Origin of the sequence: Streptomyces sp. NPDC056479 (assembly GCF_042795335.1) — a bacterium.
In the GTDB taxonomy this organism is placed as follows: Bacteria; Actinomycetota; Actinomycetes; order Streptomycetales; family Streptomycetaceae; genus Streptomyces.
This window is the reverse complement of the sequence record NZ_JBHTRZ010000005.1, coordinates 380,068-401,509: the sequence shown is the minus strand read 5'-3', so window position 1 is coordinate 401,509 and position 21,442 is coordinate 380,068. Positions and strand designations below refer to the sequence as shown.

Genomic DNA, 21,442 nt, shown 5'->3' with positions numbered 1-21,442 from the left:
CACGGAGTTCCTCGCACGACGCCGGCGAGCGTCCGCAGGGCCCGCCGCAGATCCGACTCAGGAACCGACGCGAGCCCGAGCCTGACAGCGTCCGGCGTGCGGTTGGGGTCGACGGCGAAGGCGGGGCCCGGCGTCACCGCGATGCCGTGCGCTGCCGCGGCGGCCGTGAAGGTGTCCGCCCGCCACGGTGCGGGCAGCTCCCACCAGGCGAAATAGGCGTGCGGATCGGACCGTACGGCGAAGGCGCGCAATTCCTCGCGGAGGATCCCCTGCCGGCGCACCGCGTCCGCCCGCTTGGCCGCGACCAGCCGACGCACGGTCCCGTCCGCCAGCCACCGCACGGCCGCCTCCAGCGCGAACGACCCCGCGCTCCACCCCCCGGACCGCACGGCCTCCGCCACCGCCCCCACCCGCTCCTGCGGCACGACGACGAAGCCGACGGTGAGCCCGGGGGCGACGCGCTTGGACAGGCCGTCGACGACATGGGTGAGGCCGGGCGCGTGCGCGGCGAGGGGGTCGCCGTCCGCGAGGAAGGACCAGATGCGGTCCTCGACGACGGGGATGTCCAGGTCGAGCGCGGTGCGGGCGAGCCGGCGGACGCGTTCGGGGCCGGTCGTCACCGAGGTCGGGTTGTGCAGGGTCGGCTGGAGGTACAGCGCGGCCAGCGGAGCCGAGCGGTGGGCGGCGGCGACGGACTCCGGGCGCGGGCCCTCCTCGTCGGTGGCCAGCGGCACCAGGGTGATGCCGAGCCGGGCGGCGATGTCCTTGACCACGGGGTACGTCAGCGCCTCGACGCCGACCCGGCCGCCGGGCCGGACCAGGGAGGCGAGGGTGGCGGCGACGGCCTGGCGGGCGTTGCCGGTGAAGAGGATCCGGTCGGGGGCGGGGCGCCAGGCGGGGGTGGCGAGCAGGTCGGCCGCCGCCCGGCGGGCCGCGGACGTGCCGGTGGCGGCGGCCGGACGCAGGGCCTCGGCCAGCACGTCGGGGCGCTGCAGCGGTGCGAGGGCCGGGGCGAGGAGTGCCGACTGGCCGGGCGCGGAGGGGTAGTTGAGCTCCAGGTTCACGGGTGCCTCGGTCGCGGGCTCGACGAGCGCCGGCCCGGCCCCCGCGGGAGTGGCCCGCACGAAGGTCCCCCGGCCGACCTCGCCGACGACCAGCCCGCGCCGGACGAGTTCGGCGTACACCCGCCCCGCCGTCGACCCGGCGATCCCGCGCCGCCGCGCGAACAGCCGCTGCGGGGGCAGTCGTTCGCCGGGCTTCAGCCGTCCTGCGGTGATCTCGTCGGCGATGCGATCGGCGATGCGCCGGTAGTCCTCCATGTTCCCCCTGGCCCTCCTGACATTGCACCGAGAGCAAAGATCTTATTGCACCGATGAGTTGGGGCGATCTAGGGTCGTCCGTATGAGCCCCTTCCTCGCATACGAGGACAAAGGTGTGGATTCCTCTCAGGTCCCCCTCGTCCTCGTCCACGGCCACCCCTTCGACCGCACGATGTGGACCCCGCAGATCGAGGAGTTCTCGGCCACCCGCCGGGTCATCGCCCCCGACCTGCGCGGCTACGGCGACTCCCCGGTCGTCCCGGGCATCACCGCGCTCTCCGCCTTCGCCGAGGACATCGAGGCGCTGCTGGACGACCTGAAGGTGGAGACCTTCGTCCTGGCGGGCCTGTCGATGGGCGGCCAGATCGTCATGGAGTGCTACGCCCGCTTCCCCGAGCGCATCCGCGGCCTGGTCCTCGCCGACACCTTCCCGGCGGCCGAGACCCCGGAGGGCAAGCGGGCGCGCGGCGCCATGGCGGACCGGCTGCTGCGCGAGGGCATGCGCGGATACGCCGACGAGGTACTGGAGAAGATGGTCGCGCCGTACGCGACCGCCGAGGTCAAGGCCCACGTCCACCGCATGATGACGGCAACCCCGCCCGAGGGCGCCGCGGCGGCCCTGCGCGGCCGCGCCGAACGCCCCGACTACCGCGCCCTGCTGACCCGCGTCACGGCCCCCGCCCTGGTCGTGGTGGGCGCCGACGACGCCTACACCCCGGTGTCGGACGCCGAGGACATGCACACGGCACTCCCGCACTCGACCCTCCGGGTGATCGAGGGAGCGGCACACATGCCGAACCTGGAGCGGCCGGAGGAGTTCAACGCGGCGCTGGGGGAGTTCCTCGCCCGGATCGACGGGTGATCCGTACCGGGTGCTCCGCCTACGAGCCGCTCGAAGCCATGTTCATCACGGCCACGAGCACCACAAGGGCGATCGCCACACCCTGAACGGTCTTCCCCCAGCCAGGCATCGGCTCGCCCCGCCGGGACGCCGAACGCGCGGCGGTGAAGGCGACCACCAGCCCGACGACGGCGATGGGGGCGAGCAGCAGGGTCAGCCAATTGGCCTGCACGGGCGTCATCTCGGATCTCCTTGTCGCCTTCGGTGACCGGCGCCCCATCATCGGCGCCCACCGCCGGGACCCCTCCCGCACCGGCCCGGCGCGTGCCGCCTTCCGCGCAACCTTCGCCCCACGGCCCCCGTCTTTGAGGGAGGATTCGGGCATCCCACCCGCGAACGGAAGGCCGGGACGTGGATACTGCGGCTGCCGAGTGGACCGCCTACCCGGACGGCGTGCCAGGGCGGCGGGCCCGGCGGCGGATCGGCACCTGGCCGGCCGGGCTGCTGTTCCTGGGCGTCAGCGTGGTCGTCGGGTGCCGGGTCGCCGACACCGACGGGATCACCCCGGTCCCGCAGTTCCTCGCCTTCCTGCCGTGGCTGCTGGTGCCCGCCGGCTTCGGGCTGCTGCTCGCCCTGCTCTCGCGCTGGTGGTTCGGCGTCGTGTGGGCGGTCGCGCTGATCGGGCTGCTGGCCTGGTTCATCGAGCCGTACGGCAAGAGCTCCCAGCCGGGCGGGCCGCCGCTCGTCTCCTTCCGGGTGCTGACCTCGAACGTCGAGTTCGGGCAGGCGACCGACGCCCTGGTCACCGCCGTGCGCAAGGAGAAGCCGGACCTCGTGTTCGTCCAGGAGTGCGAGTACTCCTGCGACGCCACGCTCAAGAAGGCCCTCGGCGCCGACTATCCGCACCGGGCGGCACAGGTGGCCGGCGGCTCGAAGGGCTCGGTCGTCCTCAGCCGCTTCCCGCTCGACCCCGCCGACGGCGTCGACGGCACCATGGCCATGCCCGGCGCCGTCGCCGACGTACGCGGGCACGCCGTACGGCTCCAGCTCGCGCATCCCATGCCGCCGCTGCCCGGCCGGACCGATCTGTGGCGCCGGGAGCTCGGCGAGCTGCGGGACTTCGCCGCCGAGGACGGCAGGACGCCGCTCGTCGTCGCCGGGGACTTCAACGCCTCCCAGGACCACGCCGCCTTCCGCCGCATCCTGGACGCCGGACTGCAGGACGCCGCCCGGCTCGACGGCCACGACCGCACCCCCAGCTGGCCGGCCCGGACCGCACCGGCGTTCGGCGTGCAGATCGACCACGTCCTGCTCTCCGCCGACTTCTCCGTCCGCACCGCCCGCTTCCTCGACCTGACCGACACCGACCACCGCGCGCTTGTCACCGACCTCACGCTGCACCAGCGCCGATGAGCTGAACACGGGTGCCCATAATGGGCCGCATGCCCCGCGAGCTCCCCATCGGCCTCACACCCCCCGACTGGCTCGTGCGGAACCTCCGGTCCCAGCCGGCCCCCGTCAACCGGCCGGCCATGATCCGCGCGGCCGTCGCGATGACCCTCCCGCTGGCCATCGGACTCGCGGTCGACCGGCCCTTCTACGGCGCCCTCGCCTCGATGGGCGCCCTCAACGGCGTCATCAGCGACACCGCCGCCGCCTACCGCGTCCGCATCCCCACCATCGCCATCCCGCAGCTCTTCGGCGCCGCCGGCATCACCCTCGGCGCCCTGGTGTTCGGCCGCGGCTGGATCGCCGTCGCCGTCCTCACCGGTGTCGCGCTGGTCTCCGGGATGATCTCGACGATCGGAGCGGTCGCCTCCGCCGCAGGGCTGGTGCTGCTGCTGACCTGCGTGGTGGGCGCGGGACTGCCGATGCCGGGCGAGTGGTGGCTGGCGCCGCTGCTGATGTCCGGCGGCGGGCTGCTCGTCCTGGCCCTCGCGCTGCTGGCCTGGCCGCTGCGGTCGGGGGTGCCCGAGCGGACGGCGGTCGCGGACACCTACCGGAAGGCCGCCGACCTGCTGACGGCGGTCTGCGGCGGCACCCAGGCGTACGACGACGCCCGGCACGCGGTCACCCAGTCCCTGAACCAGTCGTACGACATCGTCCTCGCCCACCGCGCCCGCCACCACGGCCGCAGCCCCGAACTCTCCCGGCTGCTCGCCCAGTTGAACGCCATCACCCCGGTCGTCGAGGCCGCCCCCGCCGCCCACCTCAGCGGCACCCCGCTCCCGCCCGAGGTCCCGGAGGCCGCACGGCATCTCGCCTCGGCCGTGGCGACCGGCTACACCGGCCCCATAGGCCTGGAGCTCCCCGCGTCCGCCACCGAGACCGCCCGCGCCGTCGACCACGCCCTGCGGCACGCCGCCGAGGTCGTCGCCGGCCCGGACGTCGACCCCCGCGGCATCGACGACCGCCTCGGCCGCCCGGCGGCACTCCGCATCCGCACCGCCCGTGCCGCCCGCAACGTCGCCCTGTCCGCCGCCTCCTGGCGCTACGGCCTGCGCCTCGCCCTGTGCATCGGGCTGGCCCAGACCCTGGTGTCGATCATCCCCGTCCCGCGCTCCTACTGGGTCGCCCTCACCATCACCTTCGTCCTCAAGCCCGACTTCGGCTCCGTCTTCTCCCGCGCCCTGCTGCGCGCCCTCGGCACCGTCGCCGGGCTGGTGATCGCGGCGGCGGTGCTGTCCCAGGTGCCGCGCGGCTGGTGGGACGTACCGGTGATGCTGGTCCTCGCCCCGCTGATCCCGGGGCTCACCCCGCGCGGGTACGGCTATCAGACGGCCGCCATCACACCGGTGATCCTGCTCCTGTCGGACGTCCTGAACCGCCAGGGCACCGGGTTGCTGCTGCCCCGCCTGGCCGACTCCCTGCTGGGCTGCGCCATCGCCCTCGTCGCCGGGTATCTGCTGTGGCCGGAGAGCTGGCACACCCGGGTCGGCGACCGGCTCGCGGGCGCCGTGGACGACACGGCGCGGTATGTGGAGGCCGCCTTCGGACCGACCGCCGTCGACCCGTCGGCCCGCGCCCGGATGCGCCGCCGCCTCTACCGCGACCTCTCGGCCATCCGCACGGAGTTCCAGCGCGCCCTGACCGAACCACCGCCCACCGGACGCCGGGCGGCCGCGTGGTGGCCGCTGGTGGTGGCGGTGGAGCGGATCGTGGACGCGACGACGGCGGCGGGGGTGCGGGTGCGCCACGGGGCGGCCCCGCCGTCCGCCGCCGAGGTGACACAAGTGGCCCTTCAGCTGCGGGAGCTGGCGGAGGGCGTACGCGAGGCCGAGACCCTGTACGAGGTCCGCACGGACCTCACCGGCCCTTCGGGAAGCGTCCTGGAGCCCCTGCGGCAAGAGGTGGGGACGGCACGCGCGATCGCTTCCCCGCGCTGAAAAGGGCGCGGCCGCCCTGTGCAGGAGGGCGACCGCGCCATGTGGGGGGTGGGTCCGGAGAACCGGCGTTGCCTAGCGGCCGGCCTTGTGCAGGGCCTTGTCCATCGCGGCGGCGAACCCGTTGGCCCACAGCTGCTGGACCTTGGCCCGCTCGTTCGTGTCCGGCTGGGAGTTCGTGCAGGACGGGCCGGGCCCGCCACCCGACATCAGCTCACTGCACGGCCCCTCGTAGTGGTCCGGCAGCCCGAGCACGTGCCCCGTCTCGTGCGCGGTGACGCGAGTGGAGTCGTACTCCTGGTTCTGCTGGTAGTCGAGGAAGATGTAGCCGCTGCCGTGACCGTCGGTCGAGGCGTACGAGCCGCGCGGGTCATTGCCCTCACGGTAGGTGAAGTCGGCGTTCGAGCCCTGCTGGAGCTGGACGTTGGACACCGAGCTGTTCCATATCTGGGTGCTGCGGGCTATCTCCGCGCTGAACGTGGGCGCCCCGGAGGCGTCGTAGGTGACGGTGACGGCCGCGGCGCTCGGGTTCTCGGCGCGCTTCTCGGCGACGGACTTCAGGACCGCCTCGAAGAAGGCCCGACTGGCGTCGGAATCGGCCGACTTGGCGACATAGCCGGCCTGGACGTGCGCCGGAGCGGCCGTCGCCGGAGCGACCGAACCGAGGCCGAGGGCCGCGACACCGAGACCGACCGCCGTCAGCGAACGGGCGGACAGGGAAAAGGACATGCGCATCGATGACTCCTAGGTGGGGGGTGAGTCGTCAAGGCGAGTGTCTGCGCCTGTGTGGCCGCTGTGATGATGGCAATCGGTGATAGCCCGGCCCTATCGGGGCCCCAATTGGCGTGCATCAGAGGGGGTTTGTGCGGCTGGTGAAACCAGTGCGTCCGCTTTAGTCTCCCAGGGCATGGAGCTCGAGGTGAGACACCTCCGCGCGCTGTGCGCCATAGCCGACACCGGCAGTCTGCACCGGGCGGCCCGCCAGCTGGGCGTCGCCCAGCCGTCGCTCAGCACACAGCTGCGGCGGATCGAGCAGGAACTGGGCGGCGCACTGTTCCTGCGTGCGCGAACCGGCTGTCGCCCCACCCCGCTGGGCCGCCTGGTGCTCAGCCGCGCCCGCCCGCTGGTGGCCGATATGCGCGCCCTGGTCGCCGAGGCGAGGGCGGCCGCGGTGGGCGGCCCGGAGCTGCGGGTCGGCTCGACGGCGAGCAAGGCGCTCGCGGGCTGGCTGCGCCGGCTGCGCGGCCACGGCCAGGACCCGACGCTCCATATGAACGTCTCCCCGAACGCCCTGCTCCGCATGGTCGCCGACGGCCAGCTGGACGTCGCCTTCGTGCACGAGGTGGAGGGCTGCCCGCTGCGCATCCCGCCCGAGCTCCGGCTACGCGTGTTGATGGACCGCGAGCCGCAGTTCGTGTCGCTGCCGACCGATCACCCGGCCGTGACGAAGTCCGAGGTCCACCTGCGCGACCTGGCCGACGACCGCTGGATGGTCGATCCGACGGTGGACGGCGAGTGGGACGCCGTGCAGCGGATGTTCCGCGCGGCCGGCGTCAACCCCCATGTCCTGCACGGCGACTACTACACGGCCGACGCGCTGGTCGCCACCGGCGAGGTGGTCGCGGTCTGCCAGCCCACCCACGCCGACAGCCCCACCATGGCGGTACGGCGTCTGCACGGCGACCCGCTCGGCGTACGCCTCTTCCTCGCGGCCCGTACGGAGACGGACCTCGACGGGGTCTATCCGGCGCTGGAGGAGGCGTACTGGGAGGCGGCACGGCAGGCGCCGGCCTATCGGGACTGGCTGGAACACGACGGCGAGCGGCAGCCGCCGGTCCCAGCCCTCCCGTGATCGGGGTCCGTGCGATCAGACGCCGATGTCGCAGCCGTCCTTGCGCCAGACCGCCACGACGGCCGGGCGGTTGATCTTGCCGGCACCGTCGGGCCAGGCGCTCAGCGGCTTCTCGGCCGTCGCGCCGTCGATCTCGCCCGGGTGCTGCACGGCGACGAGCACACGCCGGTCCTGGATGACCGGGCCGCAGGTCTCCGCGCCCTTGGGCACCGTGAGGAACTGCTTCAGCTCACCACGCCGGTCACCGCGCGTGGCGACACCGAACAGACCGTCGTGCGAACCGAGCTGCGCGCCGTCCGTGGAGATCCACAGGTTGCCGTGCGAGTCGAAGGCGACGTTGTCCGGGCAGGAGATCGGGGAGACGTCGTCCTTCGGGAAGCCGGCGAAGTAGGTGGCCGGGTCGTTGGGGTCGCCCGCGACCAGGAACAGCGTCCAGACGAACTTCTTGCTGTCGGCGCAGTTCCAGCGCTCGGTCAGCTCGAGGATCTGGCCGTGCTTGTTGGCGTTGCGCGGGTTGGCCTCGTCCGGCTTGGCGTTGGAGCCGACACCACGGTTGGTGTTGTTGGTGAGGGCGACGTACACCTTGCCGGTGCGCGGGTTGGGCTCGATGTCCTCGGGCCGGTCCATCTTGGTGGCGCCGACCTTGTCACCGGCGAGACGGGTGAAGACGAAGACCTCTTCCGCCGTCATCCCCTCGATGTGCGAGACGGCACCCTTCGCGGTCGCCGTGGCCAGCGGGATCCACTCGCCGCTGCCGTCGAACTCGCCGTCGGCCGGCAGCTTGCCGGTGCCGTCGATCTCGATGGCGGGGGAGTCGCCGGTGAGCTTGGCGACGTAGAGCGTGCCCTCGTCGAGCAGCGAGAGGTTGTGCTCCCGCACCGAGCGCGAGCTGCCCTTCTTCATCCGCTTGCTGCCGACGAACTTGTAGAAGTAGTCGAAGCGCTCGTCGTCACCGGAGTAGACGACCGGGCGGCCGTCGTCGGTCAGCCGCACGGTCGCGCCCTCGTGCTTGAAGCGGCCGAGCGCGGTGTGCTTGCGCGGCTTGGAGGAGGGGTCGTACGGGTCGAGCTCGACGACGTAACCGAACCGGTGCGGCTCGTTGGGCTCCTGCGCCACGTCGAAGCGCTTGTCGAAACGCTCCCACTTGCGCTCGGTCGCGGCAGCCCCGATCCCGTACCGCTTGTCGGTGGCACGGGTGGCGTTGGCGAAGTACTGGTTGAAGTTCTCCTCGCCGTGCAGCGTGGTGCCCCACGGGGTGACGCCACCGGAGCAGTTGTTGAGCGTGCCGAGGACCTTGGTGCCGGTCGGGTCGGCGGAGGTCTTCAGCAGGTCCGAGCCGGCCGCCGGGCCGGTGACCTTGAACTCGGAGGTGGCGGTCACACGCCGGTTGAGCGGGTGCCGGGTGACGGGCGTGAGCTTGCCGCTGCGCCGGTCGCCCTCGACGACGACGGCGGAGAGCCCGTGGGCCGCCCAGGCGACCTCCACCTGCTGCTTGGTCGGGTTGGCGGCGTCGTAACCACGGAACATGAGCACCTCGTCGGTGTACTCGTGGTTGGCGACGAGGATCTGCCGGTTGTGCTCGCCCGGCAGCGGAAGGAGAGCCAGGAAGTCGTTGTTGTAGCCGAACTGCTTCGACTGCGATTCGGCGGTCTGGTTCTCCGGGTCGAAGGCGGTCGCACCGCGCAGGATGGGCTCGCCCCAGCGGATGACGATGTTCTGCCCGTAGCCGTCCGGGATGGTCACGGCGTCGGCGGTGTTCGGCGCGACGGGCTCGAAGCGCAGGCCGCGCGCGCCGCGGGAGGCGTGGCGGGTGCTGGTGGCGGCGGTGTCGGCGGCGGCCTCGGCGGCGCTCGCCTTCGGGGCGGCGACGGTGGCGGAGGCGCCCACGGCGGAGGCCGCGGTGACGACGGCGGCGGCGCGCATCACGGTACGGCGGCTGAGGGCGTCGGCGATGACATCACCGACATATGGGTTGGCGGTGGTGTTGGGCACCTCGTGGAAACAGGCGTCACCACACCGGAAGCGGCAGGTCAGGGCTGCTCTGCCACCGTGATGCGAGTCGTTGTTGACGCTGACGATCGGCAACTGAATACGCATGGCTCTTGGTACTCCCCTTGCTTCCCCTTGAATGCAGCGTGGGGGACGGTAGGGGGACGTTTGTGCGGGAGCGGGGCATTTGAATGAACGAAGGGTGAACCAGAGGTATCTGTACGGCAGTTGCTGCCCCGCGTCCGATCGACTCGATCGGGCCCTTGACGCATGGGGACCTCAGGTGTCCGCCCCTCCCCAAGATCGCCATCTGGGGCCGCTAACCTTACGTGTCCGTCCTGGCCAGGGATCTACGGGCATCAACTCACGCGAAGGGTTGCGCACATGGGCATTCTCACTCTCCTGCGGAACGCATTCGGCCGGTCACGCAAGGGGCTGACCACCGAAGCAGAGGGTGCGACGACGCCTTCGTCGAACCCCCAGCCGACGGTCCCGTCCCCGTCCCCGGAACCCGAGCCGACGGCTACCACCAAGGCACCGGAACCCCAGCGGACGGCCACCACCCAGGTACCAGAACCCCAGCGGACGGCCACCACCCAGGTACCGGAACCGCGGACGGCCCCTGCAGCCGAGCCCACCGACGAGGACGACGAGCACGAGCTGGTCTCGGCCGCCTTCGACAACGTGACGGTGCCCAAGCCGACCACACCGGAGACGCCGGTGGCTGAGCCGGTCGCGAAGACGCCGGTGGCTGAGAAGCCCGTGGCGGAGACGCCGGCGGCTGAGCCGGTCGCGAAGACGCCGGTGGCTGAGAAGCCCGTGGCGGAGACCCCGGCGGCTGAGCCGGTCGCGAAGACGCCGGTGGTTGAGGAGCCGGCCGTCGAAGAGGCGGTTGTGGAGGCACCTGCCGCGGAGGCGCCGGCTCAGGAAGAGCCCGTCGCCGAGACGCCGGTCGTCGAAGAGCCGGTCACGGAAGCGCCCGCTGCCGAAGCGCCGACCGTCGAGGAGCCCGCCGCGGTGGAGCCCGTCGCGGAGACCCCCGCCGTTGAGGAGCAGGCTCAGGTAGAGCCCGCTGCCGAGACGCCCGCCACGGCAGAGACGGCCACCGAGGAGCCGGCCGCTGAGGCCTCCGCCGTGGAGGAGCCGGCTCAGGAAGAGCCCGTCGCCGAGACGCCGGTCGTCGAAGAGCCGGTCACGGAAGCGCCCGCTGCCGAAGCGCCGACCGTCGAGGAACCCGCCGCGGGTGAGCCCGTCGCGGAGACCCCCGCCATCGAGGAGCAGGCTCAGGTAGAGCCCGCTGCCGAGACGGCCGCCGTCGAAGAGCCGGTCACGGAGGCGCCCGCCACCGAAGAGCCGGCCGTCGAGGCGCCCGCGGTGGCCGAGGAGCCGACGCCGGAAGCCGAGACGGTGGCAGCTGCCGAGGAGCCGGTCGTCCCGGAGTCCGACACGTCCGCCACCTCTGAGGCGGAGCCCGAGGCGTCCGCCACCCCCGAGGCGGAGGCCGCCGACGGCGAGGACTCCCCTCAGGGGCCACCCGCAGTCGACGACGAAACTGTCACGGGGGGTGCGGGTGGGAACGAAAACCCGGCCGAAGGCCGGGACGCGACCACGACCGTACCCGCCACCCTCCGCACCGCCTACGACACAGCCGCGACCACCCTCGCCCAGGCAGGCCTCACAACCGCCCGCGCCAAGGTCTACCTCGTCCTCGACCGCTCCGCGAGCATGCGCCCGTACTACAAGGACGGCTCCGCCCAGGCCCTCGCCGAGCAGACCCTCGCCCTCGCCGCCCACCTCGACCCCCAGGGCCCCGAGAACACCAAGGTCCACGTCACCTTCTTCTCCACGGAGGTGGACGGCACCGGCGAGCTCACCCTCACCGACCACGAGAACAAGATCGACGACCTGCACGCCGGCCTCGGCCGCATGGGCCGTACCAGCTACCACGCCGCCGTCGAGGACGTCCTCGCCCACCACGGCAAGGAAGCCCCCGGCACCCCCGCCCTCGTCGTCTTCCAGACCGACGGCGCCCCGGACGCGAAGACCCCCGCGACCCAGTCCCTCACGGACGCCGCGAAGAACCACCCCGCCGTCTTCTTCTCCTTCGTCGCCTTCGGAGACCCGGAGCACAAGGCCTTCGACTACCTCCGCAAGCTGAAGCTGGACAACACGTCCCACTTCCTGGCGGGCGAGACCCCGAAGGAGCTCACGGACGCGGAGGTCTACGAGGGCATCCTGGCCACCTGGCGCCCGTAACCCCGTAGAACCGACACAGAACGGACGTACACCCACCGCTCCACCGTCGGAGACAACCGGCCGCCCCCTTCCCACCCCTCAAAACGGGAAGCGGGCGGCCCACCCATGTCGGCTACGATTTCAAGGTTCGCAAAGCAGCAAGAAGACCGACCTGGGAGCAGCCCCCGATGGCTCGACACCTCATCACCAGCGCCCTTCCGTACATCAACGGAATCAAGCACCTGGGCAACATGGTGGGGTCCATGCTCCCGGCGGACGTGTACTCCCGGTACCTCCGCCAGCGCGGCCACGACGTCCTGTACATCTGCGCGACCGACGAGCACGGCACCCCCGCCGAGCTCGCCGCGAAGGAGCAGGGCCTCCCCGTGGCGGACTTCTGCGCGCAGGCCCACGACGCCCAGAAGGCGGTCTACGACGGCTTCGCCCTCGCCTTCGACTACTTCGGCCGCAGCTCCAGCGAGCAGAACGTCGAGATCACCCAGCACTTCGCCCGCCGCCTCCACGAGAACGGCTTCATCGAGGAGCGGGCGATCCGGCAGGTGTACAGCCCCACCGACGACCGCTTCCTCCCGGACCGCTACGTCGAGGGCACCTGCCCCCACTGCGGCTACGACAAGGCCCGCGGCGACCAGTGCGAGAACTGCACCCGCGTACTCGACCCGACCGACCTGATCGACCCGCGCTCGGCCATCTCCGGCTCCACGGACCTGGAGGTCCGCGAGACCAAGCACCTCTTCCTCCTCCAGTCCAAGCTCCAGAGCGAGGTCATGGAGTGGGTCGCCCGGCACGACGGCGTCTGGCCGCACCTGGCCTCCTCCATCGCCCACAAGTGGCTGACCGAGGGCCTGCACGACCGCGCGATCACCCGTGACCTGGACTGGGGCGTCCCCGTCCCGGCGGACACCTGGCCGGAGCTCGCGGCCGAGGGCAAGGTCTTCTACGTCTGGTTCGACGCCCCGATCGAGTACCTCGGCTCGACCAAGGAGTGGTCGGACCAGGACCCGGAGAACCGCGACTGGAAGTCGTGGTGGTACGACGTCGACACCGACGTCCGCTACACGCAGTTCATGGCGAAGGACAACGTCCCGTTCCACACGGTCATGTTCCCGGCCACGGAACTCGGCATCCGCGAGCCCTGGAAGAAGGTCGACTTCGTCAAGGCCTTCAACTGGCTGACGTACTACGGCGGAAAGTTCTCCACGTCCCAGAAGCGCGGTGTCTTCACCGACCAGGCCCTGGAGATCCTCCCCGCCGACTACTGGCGCTACTTCCTGATCGCCAACGCCCCCGAGTCCGACGACTCGTCCTTCACCTGGGAACACTTCACGGCCACGGTCAACAAGGACCTGGCCGACACCCTCGGCAACTTCGTCAACCGCGTCCTGTCCTTCTCCAAGAAGCGCTTCGGCGAGGAGGTCCCGGCGGGCGGTGAGCCGGGCGAGGCGGAGGCGAAGCTGGGCGAGCAGATCGCCGAGCTGCTCGCTGAGTACGAGTCGCAGATGGAGGCGCTCCAGTTCCGCAAGGCGGCCGCCGCCCTGCGCGCCCTGTGGTCGGCCGGCAACTCCTACCTGGAGGAGAAGGCCCCCTGGCTGGAGATCAAGACCGACAAGGACGGCGCGGCCCTCACCCTGCGCACCGCGATGAACCTGATCCACCTGTACGCGGTGGTCTCGGAACCCTTCATCCCGGCGTCGTCGGCCGCCATGCGCCAGGCCTTCGCCCTCACGAACACTGCGTCTGATCAAAAGCGTGCGACCTGGGTGAGCCCGGACGAGGCGAAGTCCCTGACCGCCGTCCCGGTCGGCACCCCCTTCACCGTCCCCCCGGTCCTCTTCGCCAAGCTCACGGACGAGGACCTGGAGGCGTACAAGGAGCGCTTCGGCGGCGAGGCGGCCTAAAGCAGGTGAGGGCCGTCACCGGAGTGTGATGGAGTGAGGTCATGACGTACTACGTCACGACCCCCATCTACTACGTGAACGACGCCCCGCACCTGGGCCACGCGTACACCACCCTCGCGGCCGACGTCCTCGCCCGCTGGCACCGCCACCGCGGCGAGGACGTCTGGTTTCTCACGGGCACGGACGAGCACGGCCAGAAGATCCTGCGCACGGCGCAGGCGAACGGGGTCGGCCCGCAGGAGTGGGCCGACCGGCTCGTTAACGAGTCCTGGCAGCCCCTGTGGGAGCACCTGGAGATCGCGAACGACGACTTCATCCGCACCACGCAGCGTCGGCACACCGACCGGGTGCGGGAGTTCGTCCAGGACCTCCACGACAAGGGCGAGATCTACAAGGACAGCTACGAGGGCCCGTACTGCGTCGGCTGCGAGGAGTTCAAGCTCCCCGGTGAGCTGCTCGACGGCGAGGGCGAGTACGCGGGGCAGAAGCTCTGCCCGATCCACAGGAAGCCGGTGGAGCTCCTGAAGGAGGAGAACTACTTCTTCAAGCTCAGCGAGTACACCGACCGGCTGCTCGCCCACTACGAGGCCAACCCGGGCTTCATCCAGCCCGAGTCCGCACGCAACGAGGTCGTGAACTTCGTACGGCAGGGACTGCAGGACCTGTCGATCTCCCGCTCCACCTTCGACTGGGGCGTGAAGGTCCCCTGGGACGACCGGCACGTCATCTACGTCTGGATCGACGCGCTGCTGAACTACGCCACGGCCGTCGGCTACAACGAGAACCCGGCGAAGTTCGAGACGACCTTCCCCGCCGACGTCCACCTCGTCGGCAAGGACATCCTCCGCTTCCACGCGATCATCTGGCCGGCGATGCTGATGGCGAACGGCCTGCCGCTGCCCGGCAGGATCGCCGCCAACGGCTGGCTGATGGTCGGCGGCGAGAAGATGAGCAAGTCCAACCTGACCGGTATCAAGCCGCAGGACCTGACCTCGCACTTCGGCGTGGACGCGTACCGCTGGTACTTCCTGCGCGCGATCGCCTTCGGCCAGGACGGCTCGTTCTCCTGGGAGGACTTCTCCGCCCGCTACACCAGCGAGCTGGCGAACGACTACGGCAACCTCGCCTCCCGGGTCGCCGCGATGGTCGGCAGGTACTTCGGCGGTGAGCTGCCGGCGGCGACGGCCGACGGCGAGGCCGAGCGGGCGATCCACCACGGCCTGGCCAGGGCCGTCGCGGAGGCCGACCGCAGGATCGGCGAGGAGCTGGACTTCCAGGGCGGCATCCTGGCGGTCTTCGACTTCGTCAGGCAGGTCAACGGCTACATCACCGAGCAGGAGCCCTGGAAGGTCGCGAAGGACGATTCCGAGGCGGGCCGAGCCCGGCTCGCGACCATCCTCTACACCGCCGCGGAGTCCCTCCGGGCCATCGCCGTCCTGCTGAACCCGGTCATGCCGGAGACCTCCCAAAAGCTCTGGGACTCGCTCGGCGCGGAGGCGTCCCTGGGCCGCCTGGCGGACCAGAGGATCCAGAAGGCGGCCCAGTGGGGCAGGCTCCCCGCCGGTACGACGGTCACCAAGGGCGCGGTGCTGTTCCCGCGTCTGGAGGAGAGGCCGACCGTATGAAGAGGCGGTCGTAGATCTGAGCCTCCGACGTCACACCCCGTCCCCGGCCGCTGCATTCACGTAAGCACGCACACGCACGCCCAGCCACACGAACCAGAAAGAATCCACCCAACTCCACGCCCCCACCTGCCACTTCAGCGCCCCTCCGCGCCGAAGCATGGCGGCGTGCGCTCCGGTGCGACCGGCGTTCTTTCCAAAGCACCACGGGAGAAAGAAACCCCACCAGAACCTGTCCGATGCCCGGCAGGTCAAGAATCTGCGCCTTCTTGAGGAGGCCGGTGTCGTCCACCCCCATCGGTGCAGGGTCTCGGTCGCCGAGGCGCTCGGGGGCCGTGATCGACCCGAACGTTCTGGTGACGGGTGGCGTCATAGTCGTACCCACGAAGAAGGGATCGCCATGACTCTCGTACATTCCCGGGCCCGTTCCGTGCTCTCCGCTGCCGCACTGATCGCGGGGATGGTGTGCGTGACCGCCGCCTGTGGAGGCGAGACGTCTCCGGAATCAGCCGAGGGGACTTCGTCCAAGGGCTCGACCACGCAGAGCGACACCACGTGGAACGAGCCCGCCTCGTACGTCTACACACTCACGTCGAATGAACAGGCCCTGGCGGGGAGCTTCCGGGTGACAGTCCGGGACGGCAAGGTGGCCAAGGCGGTAGGCCTTGACGACAGCAGTCGGGAAGTGGTCGAGCGAGGACCTGGTCAGATCCCCAAGATCGGCGACCTGTTGGACAGGCTGGAGAAGGCCCGGCACGAGCAGGCGGACACGGCGGAAGTGGAGTACGCCGCCGATGGGCATCCCTTGCGGATCACCCTGGACGGGGACAAGAACTCCATCGATGACGAAGCCGAGTACGTCATCAGCTCCTACGAACCGGCCGGCAGCTAGAGCCCACACGTCGTCGCCCGCGGCGCAGACAGACCGTCTGCGGAATCGGACACCGTAAGCCTGCGGGCGTGCGCGGTCCTCATCACCTTCGCCGACGCTTTCCCCTGCGGGCCCGCCGTGACTGGGCCCGCAGAAGCGGCCTGAAGGACGGCCGCAAAGGCGAAGCTGCACTGCCTGACAGGCTGCGCGACCGGCGGGATCGACGGCCCCGTCACCGGCGGGCGGGCGACCAGCGGCCATCCGCTCACCGACGCCCAGAACGGGGCTAACCAGCTGGTCAGCGGCGAACGAGCAAGGCTATGCCGACCGGAGGAACTGGCGGATCCTCACGAAGGTCCGCATGAACGCCCGACACGCGACCACGCGCTTGCCGCACTTCCAGACGGGGTGCGCGTCTGGCACAGGGTCGGGTCATCGGGCGTGCTGCACGCCAAGATGCTCGCCGCCGACCGGCACACCGCGCTCCTCGGCAGCGCCACCCTCACTGACCGGGCCTTGTCCGACAACACAGAGCTCGGTGTGGGGTTGCGTGACCCGAACGTGGTGGAGCCTCTCGTCGAGCATTTCCACTGGCTCCTGGCACCCGAGAACAACATCATGCGCCTCGCGTGAACCGACCGGTGGAGAGTCCGCCCGACTCATGCCGCAACGGGGTCCGGAAGGCAATCGTCCCGGGCGCCCCTTCAATGCTCGCGGAGATCTGAAAGGTTGCCGTGGATTTCTTGACCGATCGGTGCCCAACTCGGGGACATCACGAGGATGTTGTCCATCCGGTTGGCATCGATCCCACCCCGGCGCCACCATGTCCCCCCGCACGACCGTATGGTTTCCGCCATGGCAGTCCCTGAGGTCATTTCGATCGCGTACGAGCCGCACGGCCGTACCGAGGCGATCGGCTTTTACGAGGACGGGCAGTTCATGGGGTCGGTGACCTACGCCTTCCCCAAGGGCTTCGAACTCGACAACGGCTGGGAAGAGCACAAACGCCTCTACGCGGTCCTGCACACCTTCGATCCCGAGGGCAGGTACCGCGACTCGGAGATCTGGTGTGCCGGCACCTGGGCCGAGCAGCAGCGCGCCCCGGAGGGCCACGACTCGCCCCTGACCCGTGCCCGCGCCCATCTCGCGACCCTGCTGCGCCGACTGCCCCGGCGCACGTACACGGACATCGCGATACGTCCCTTCCAACTCACCGTCGACGGCGTGCTGTTCGGCCTGGTGACCGGAGAGGACGAGGAGGAGGGGTGGGCCGAGCTCCATCCCGACAACCTGGGCTTCGGCGCACCCTGGGACGGTTCGTACGACACCTGATCGTTTACCCCTCTATGCCTGGACCCCTCCAAGGCGCTATACATTGCGAAGATCATGTAGAGCCATCAAGTGGGGGGATCCATTCATGGCGCTCTTCGGTAACGCGCACACCATCGACTCGGGCCAGGCGCAGCAGGACTTCGCCCGGCTGCTGGGTCACGGTGAGCAGGTGCACGCCGCCTACCTGCTGATACGCGACACCATCCTGTTCACCGACCGTCGTCTGATCCTGGTCGACAAGCAGGGCATCACCGGCAAGAAGGTGGAGTACCACTCCATCCCGTACCGCAGCATCACGCACTTCGCGGTGGAGACGGCCGGCACCTTCGACCTGGACGCCGAGCTGAAGATCTGGGTCTCGGGGACGCCGACGCCGATCGAGAAGACGTTCACCAAGGGCGTCGACATCTACGAGGTGCAGGCGATCCTTACGCAGTTCGTGGCGAAGTAGCCGGGCCGTCATAATCTGCGCACGATGATCCCGCTCCGCCGTCACCTGCTGACCGACGTCCTCACGATCGGCGCCCCTTACCCGCTCGTCCTGGCCGGCGGGTACGCGGTCCGTGCCCATGGTCTGATGCCACAGGCGTCGCGGGAGGCCGCCATGGAGGGGCCGCTGGAAGTGGCCACCGAGACCCCCGAGCCGATGGACCGGGTCGCGGCCGTGGTCGGCACGGGCCTGACGGAGCGCGGCTGGCTGGTACGGCCCCTGGAGACCGACCCGCTCTCCGCCCGTCTCCTCGTCACCGGCGTGGAAGGCGCGGAGGAGCACCCGGTCGACCTCCTGAAGGAAACCCTCTGGCACCCGCCCGTCACGACCGACCTGGGCCCGGCCCTCTCCCTCGAGGACCTCATCGGCACCAAGGTCCGCGCCCTGACCGACCGCGGCACCGCCCGCGACCTCACCGACGTCTACACCGCCGCGGCCCACTGGAGCTTCCCCGATCTGGAGGAACAGGGCCGCAGGCACGCCTGGGACGAGTTCGACCCGGCCGACCTCCAGTCCCGTCTGGAGGCGACGGAACTGCTGGACGACCGGGAGTTCACCGCCCGGGGCGTGCCCGAGGAATCGGTCCCGGCCTTGCGCGGATGGGTTCGGGCGTGGGCGGAGGACATCGCCGAGCGGCTGCTGGAGGAGGAAGCCCTCAGCCCGCCCACGGACGAGTGACGACGCCGGTCAGGTTCCGATGTTGGTGGCCTCCGGATCGACGCCCACCGTGATGGTGGCGAGGACGCCCTTGGCGATGTCGTTCTTCTTGTACTTGAGCTTCAGCAGCCCGCCGGTCGTCCCGCTCTGGTCGTAGATCGTGTCCTCGTCGAGCGTGGTGCGCTCGGTCATGGACGTCGAGTACGGCTCCACCTCGGCGGAGAGGAGGACCGTCTCCTCGTCGAAGAAGAACTGGCCGGTGTGGCAGGTGGTGCCGCCCTCGTACCCGGCGTCCGTCCACTCGCCGCTCACATGCACCTTGGTGTGGATGTGGACGCAGCGGCCCTGGTACCAGCCAGGGAAGACGGTCCTGAAGGTGACGAAGCCCTTGCGGTCCGTCCGCCAGGTGCCGCGCAGATAGCGGGTGTCGCTGGTCGGCTCCTCGTGCCCGCCGCCACCGCCGCCGGACGGGGGCTCACCGGTCGGGGTGCCGGACGGCACGTCGGTGGGGGTGCCCGAGGGGGCGTCGGTGGGCGGGGTGCCACCCCCGCCGCCGCCCGAGAAGCTCTCGTAGCCCGAGTACAGGCCGAGCGCGTCGCAGTGCCAGATGTCCACCGCCGCGTTACCGACCGGCTTGCAGGTCTCGGAGTCGATCACCTTGATCCGGAGGGTGAGCGGGATGCCCACCTTGTCCTCGGTGATGTCCTGGCGGAGCTTGTCCGCGTCGATGTAGTAGGGGCCCTCGGTGGTCTCCGAGGTGAGCTTGTAGCACGTCTCCCCGGCACTGGAGCTGCTGCTCGCCGACGCTCCGGTGGCCTTGCCGCCGGTCTCGCCCGCGAAGGCACCCGCCGCGACCGTGCCGCCCACGCCGACCGCGACGGCGGCTCCCGCACCGGCGACGACGACCTTGCGACGCGTGAGGTCCCGCTTGTGTTTCGGCCCTTCGGCCGTCTGGTTTCCCGTCATGTGCAGGGAAGTTAGGGACCGCGCCTGTCAGGAGGTTAGGTAAGAGCTGGGCAAGAGCCCTGCAAGTGCCGGGGCAAAGAGAAGTGGCTCGGAACCGACATCAGTTCCGAGCCACCTCACGCCATACCGCCTACTTCGGCTGCGGCTTGCGCACCGACAGGTGCAGCTCCTTCAGCCGCGCCTCCTCCAGCTCCGTCGGCGCGCCCATCATCAGGTCCTGGGCGTTGCCGTTGAGCGGGAAGGCGATGGTCTCGCGGATGTTCGGCTCGTCGGCCAGCAGCATGACGATGCGGTCGACGCCGGGGGCGATGCCGCCGTGCGGCGGGGCGCCGAAGCGGAAGGCGCGCAGCATGCCCGCGAACTTCTCCTCGACGGTCTCGCGGTCGTAGCCCGCGATCTCGAAGGCCTTCAGCATGATCTCCGGCTCGTGGTTCCGGATCGCGCCGGAGGACAGCTCGACGCCGTTGCAGACGATGTCGTACTGCCAGCCCAGGATGTCCAGCGGGTCCTGGGTCTGAAGTGCCTCCAGGCCGCCCTGCGGCATCGAGAAGGGGTTGTGCGAGAAGTCGATCGCGCCGCTCTCCTCGTCCTTCTCGTACATCGGGAAGTCGACGATCCAGCAGAACCGGAAGACGCCCTCCTCGAAGTGCCCGGCACGCTTGGCGGCCTCGACCCGCACCGCGCCCATGATCTTCGAGACCTCGTCGAACTCGCCCGCACCGAAGAAGACGGCGTGCCCGGCGGCCAGCGAGAGGCGCTTGGTCAGCTCGGCGACGTTCTCCTCGGTGAGGAACTTCGCGATCGGGCCGGACAGCGAACCGTCCTCGGCCACCCGCACCCAGGCCAGGCCCTTGGCGCCCTGCGAGACCGCGAAGTCACCGAGCTGGTCGAAGAACTTGCGGGGCTGCGCGGAGACGTCCGGCACCGGCAGCGCACGCACGTGCTTGCCGGCGAAGGCCTTGAACTCCGAGCCCTCGAAGATGTCGGTGATGTCGACGAGCTCCAGCTGGGCCCGCAGGTCCGGCTTGTCGGAGCCGTACTTCAGCATCGCCTCACGGAACGGGATCCGCGGGAAGGGGGACGTCACATGGCGCCCGCCGCCGAACTCCTCGAAGAGCTCCGTCATGAGCTGCTCGATCGGGCGGAACACGTCCTCCTGCTCGACGAAGCTCATCTCGACGTCGAGCTGGTAGAACTCGCCCGGCGAGCGGTCCGCGCGCGCGTCCTCGTCCCGGAAGCAGGGCGCGATCTGGAAGTAGCGGTCGAAGCCGGAGATCATCAGCAGCTGCTTGAACTGCTGCGGGGCCTGCGGCAGGGCGTAGAACTTGCCCGGGTTCAGACGGGAGGGGACGACGAAGTCACGGGCGCCCTCGGGGGAGGTCGCGGACAGGATCGGCGTCGCCATCTCGTTGAAGCCCAGCGCCGTCATCTTGTGCCGGATCGCCGAGATCACCGACGTACGCAGCAGGATGTTGCGGTGCATGCGCTCACGGCGCAGGTCCAGGAAGCGGTACTCCAGGCGCCGCTCCTCGTTGACCCCGTCCTCGGTGTTGATCGTGAAGGGGAGCGGGGCGGCCGCGCCGAGCAGCTCGACCTCGCCGACCTCGACCTCGATCTCACCGGTGGGCAGCTCGGAGTTGATGTTCTCGGTGCCACGGGAGACGACCTGGCCGTCGATCCGGACCGTGGACTCCTTGGACAGCTTGTCCAGGGCCTCGTACGCGGGCGTGCCGGGACGGGCGACGAGCTGCGTGATGCCGTAGTGGTCGCGCAGATCGATGAAGAGGATGCCGCCCAGGTCGCGCCGATTGTGCAGCCAGCCACTCAGTCGGACGTCGGTGCCGACGTCAGAGGAGCGGAGCTCGCCGCAGGTGTGGGACCTGTACCGATGCATCGTCGTTCATCCAGTCTTCGCGGATCGGGGGCATGGTTCCCGTGAATCTCGGGGCCCGTGGATCTGGGTCGA

General features: G+C 70.3%; 18 protein-coding genes. 12 read left to right on the top strand and 6 right to left on the bottom strand.

Translation table 11 applies throughout. The annotated features are described in order from the left end of the window. Positions 1–1,319 (bottom strand): PLP-dependent aminotransferase family protein (locus ACFQ6S_RS22110; RefSeq protein WP_383412269.1); only part of this gene is annotated, 1,319 nt, incomplete at its 3' end. Positions 1,320–1,401: 82 nt separating this feature from the next. On the opposite strand from ACFQ6S_RS22110, the gene ACFQ6S_RS22105 reads away from it, so the two are divergent. Next, a complete protein-coding gene (locus ACFQ6S_RS22105) occupies positions 1,402–2,181 on the top strand; it encodes an alpha/beta fold hydrolase (protein WP_383412266.1) in 780 nt (259 codons plus the stop codon). A gap of 19 nt (positions 2,182–2,200) precedes the next feature. Here the strand turns inward: ACFQ6S_RS22105 and ACFQ6S_RS22100 are convergent, their stop codons facing one another. After that, positions 2,201–2,401 carry a hypothetical protein gene (locus tag ACFQ6S_RS22100; protein ID WP_383412263.1) on the bottom strand — a complete coding sequence of 67 codons (201 nt, stop codon included), beginning with the start codon at positions 2,399–2,401 and terminating at the stop codon, positions 2,201–2,203. Between the two features lie 170 nt (positions 2,402–2,571). Between ACFQ6S_RS22100 and ACFQ6S_RS22095 the strand changes: the two genes are divergently transcribed. Both ACFQ6S_RS22095 and ACFQ6S_RS22090 read left to right on the top strand, forming a co-directional pair. Beyond that, positions 2,572–3,573: an endonuclease/exonuclease/phosphatase family protein gene (locus ACFQ6S_RS22095; protein WP_383412260.1), complete on the top strand. Its 1,002-nt coding sequence runs from the start codon at positions 2,572–2,574 to the stop codon at positions 3,571–3,573. 29 nt (positions 3,574–3,602) lie between these two features. Continuing rightward, positions 3,603–5,546 (top strand): FUSC family protein, encoded by a 1,944-nt coding sequence (locus tag ACFQ6S_RS22090; protein WP_383412257.1) that lies wholly within the window; start codon positions 3,603–3,605, stop codon positions 5,544–5,546. Between the two features lie 72 nt (positions 5,547–5,618). Here the strand turns inward: ACFQ6S_RS22090 and snpA are convergent, their stop codons facing one another. Continuing rightward, entirely contained in the window at positions 5,619–6,278 is a 660-nt protein-coding gene (gene snpA, locus ACFQ6S_RS22085) for a snapalysin (protein WP_383412254.1), read from the bottom strand. 172 nt (positions 6,279–6,450) lie between these two features. Between snpA and ACFQ6S_RS22080 the strand changes: the two genes are divergently transcribed. Next, the gene (locus ACFQ6S_RS22080) at positions 6,451–7,395 is read left to right on the top strand and encodes a LysR substrate-binding domain-containing protein (RefSeq protein WP_383412252.1); all 945 of its coding nucleotides are present in this window, start codon (positions 6,451–6,453) and stop codon (positions 7,393–7,395) included. A gap of 15 nt (positions 7,396–7,410) precedes the next feature. Here the strand turns inward: ACFQ6S_RS22080 and ACFQ6S_RS22075 are convergent, their stop codons facing one another. After that, positions 7,411–9,492 carry a PhoX family protein gene (locus ACFQ6S_RS22075; protein WP_383412249.1) on the bottom strand — a complete coding sequence of 694 codons (2,082 nt, stop codon included), beginning with the start codon at positions 9,490–9,492 and terminating at the stop codon, positions 7,411–7,413. A gap of 276 nt (positions 9,493–9,768) precedes the next feature. Between ACFQ6S_RS22075 and ACFQ6S_RS22070 the strand changes: the two genes are divergently transcribed. The 8 genes from ACFQ6S_RS22070 to ACFQ6S_RS22035 all read left to right on the top strand — a co-directional run bounded on the left by ACFQ6S_RS22070 (position 9,769) and on the right by ACFQ6S_RS22035 (position 18,531). Then, positions 9,769–11,640: a VWA domain-containing protein gene (locus ACFQ6S_RS22070; protein ID WP_383412247.1), complete on the top strand. Its 1,872-nt coding sequence runs from the start codon at positions 9,769–9,771 to the stop codon at positions 11,638–11,640. A gap of 167 nt (positions 11,641–11,807) precedes the next feature. Further along, positions 11,808–13,538, top strand: a complete 1,731-nt coding sequence (metG, locus tag ACFQ6S_RS22065; protein ID WP_383412244.1) for a methionine--tRNA ligase — start codon at positions 11,808–11,810, stop codon at positions 13,536–13,538. 41 nt (positions 13,539–13,579) lie between these two features. Then, positions 13,580–15,163, top strand: coding sequence for a methionine--tRNA ligase (gene metG / locus ACFQ6S_RS22060; protein WP_383412241.1), 1,584 nt, complete (start codon positions 13,580–13,582; stop codon positions 15,161–15,163). A gap of 397 nt (positions 15,164–15,560) precedes the next feature. Further along, a complete protein-coding gene (locus ACFQ6S_RS22055; RefSeq protein WP_383412238.1) occupies positions 15,561–16,052 on the top strand; it encodes a DUF6174 domain-containing protein in 492 nt (163 codons plus the stop codon). 387 nt (positions 16,053–16,439) lie between these two features. Next, complete coding sequence (locus tag ACFQ6S_RS22050; protein WP_383412235.1) at positions 16,440–16,664, top strand: phospholipase D-like domain-containing protein; 225 nt, start codon at positions 16,440–16,442, stop codon at positions 16,662–16,664. Between the two features lie 222 nt (positions 16,665–16,886). Continuing rightward, complete coding sequence (locus ACFQ6S_RS22045) at positions 16,887–17,363, top strand: hypothetical protein (RefSeq protein WP_383412232.1); 477 nt, start codon at positions 16,887–16,889, stop codon at positions 17,361–17,363. An 85-nt stretch (positions 17,364–17,448) separates the two neighbouring features. Continuing rightward, complete coding sequence (locus ACFQ6S_RS22040) at positions 17,449–17,814, top strand: PH domain-containing protein (RefSeq protein ID WP_030950219.1); 366 nt, start codon at positions 17,449–17,451, stop codon at positions 17,812–17,814. A gap of 24 nt (positions 17,815–17,838) precedes the next feature. Further along, positions 17,839–18,531, top strand: a complete 693-nt coding sequence (locus tag ACFQ6S_RS22035; RefSeq protein WP_383412229.1) for a nucleotidyl transferase AbiEii/AbiGii toxin family protein — start codon at positions 17,839–17,841, stop codon at positions 18,529–18,531. Positions 18,532–18,540: 9 nt separating this feature from the next. On the opposite strand, the gene ACFQ6S_RS22030 is transcribed toward ACFQ6S_RS22035, so the two are convergent. Together ACFQ6S_RS22030 and aspS are read right to left on the bottom strand one after the other, a co-directional pair. Further along, on the bottom strand, positions 18,541–19,476 hold the full coding sequence (locus ACFQ6S_RS22030; RefSeq protein WP_383412226.1) for an intradiol ring-cleavage dioxygenase: 936 nt from the start codon (positions 19,474–19,476) through the stop codon (positions 18,541–18,543). Between the two features lie 130 nt (positions 19,477–19,606). After that, positions 19,607–21,370 (bottom strand): aspartate--tRNA ligase, encoded by a 1,764-nt coding sequence (aspS, locus tag ACFQ6S_RS22025; RefSeq protein ID WP_383412224.1) that lies wholly within the window; start codon positions 21,368–21,370, stop codon positions 19,607–19,609. Between the last annotated feature and the right edge of the window lie 72 nt (positions 21,371–21,442).